The organism is Pseudomonas sp. P135 (genome assembly GCF_020312125.1).
GTDB lineage: Bacteria > Pseudomonadota > Gammaproteobacteria > Pseudomonadales > Pseudomonadaceae > Aquipseudomonas > Aquipseudomonas fragariae.
In genome coordinates this window covers 1-842 of sequence record NZ_JAGPYR010000050.1, presented here as the reverse complement: position 1 = coordinate 842, position 842 = coordinate 1, and the positions used below count along the sequence as shown (strand labels likewise).

The 842-nt window shown below is 52.6% G+C and carries 1 protein-coding gene and 1 pseudogene; both read left to right on the top strand.

Annotated features, from left to right (window positions below; genetic code table 11):
* Window positions 1-284, top strand: a 284-nt coding sequence (locus tag KBY08_RS26240; RefSeq protein ID WP_225651321.1) for a hypothetical protein, incomplete at its 5' end; no start/stop codon positions are given.
* Window positions 285-496: 212 nt separating this feature from the next.
* A pseudogene (locus tag KBY08_RS26235) lies at window positions 497-842 on the top strand (RHS repeat-associated core domain-containing protein); the annotation flags it as partial.

Genomic DNA, 842 nt, shown 5'->3' with positions numbered 1-842 from the left:
GGGATGCACGCGAAAAATATCGCGCTGCACTTGAAACTGCCGGCATTAAAAAGCATACGCCGGGTACTCGTATTTATATTGATGGCAAGCTAGAAGCTGAAGTTTTCACTACGAGCATTAGGTATCTTGAGACGAAAATAGCTTATATGTCTAGAAATCAAGGCACTGCCAATTACAGTAAACGCACCCATATGGATCACCTGTCGACATTGAGGCGGGAAAAAAGAAACTATGTTGAGTATCTAAAAAGCCCGAGAGAAGAACAAACATCCATTCGTTCGTAATTCTCAAACGNCTGACCGCGCATACACCCGATCCCCCCAGCCCATCGCCGCCTACATCATTCGGCAATGCAGGCAGCTTGAGGCGGCGATCAAAGACCTCAAGCCTGATGCTTTCAGGCTCGAAGCCGAGCGTTTACCTAGCATTTATGCGAGGTAGGCGGCGTATCGGTTTTGCCGGATGCTGACGGCTGGTTCTATTTGAAGAAGCTGCCATGATTTCCCCCAACCAGACAGTGCTGTGCAAGTATCGCTACGACCCACTGGACCGTCTGGCTTCCAGCTCGCCGGCAGGGCAGGCGGATGTGCAGCGCTTCTATCAAAAGAACCGCCTGGCGACCGAAATAGAGGGTGCATCACGACGCACGGTCTTTCAGCATGAAGACCTGTTATTGGCTCAGCAGCGGCGTGTTGAGGGTGCGATCGAAACCACGTTGTTGGCGACGGATCAGCAACGTTCTGTCCTGCGGCTTGTGGATAAGTCCGGGGTTGAGCCAGTGGCGTACAGCGCCTATGGTCATCACCCGGCGGAAAGCGGGTTGACCAGTTTGCTGGGGTTCA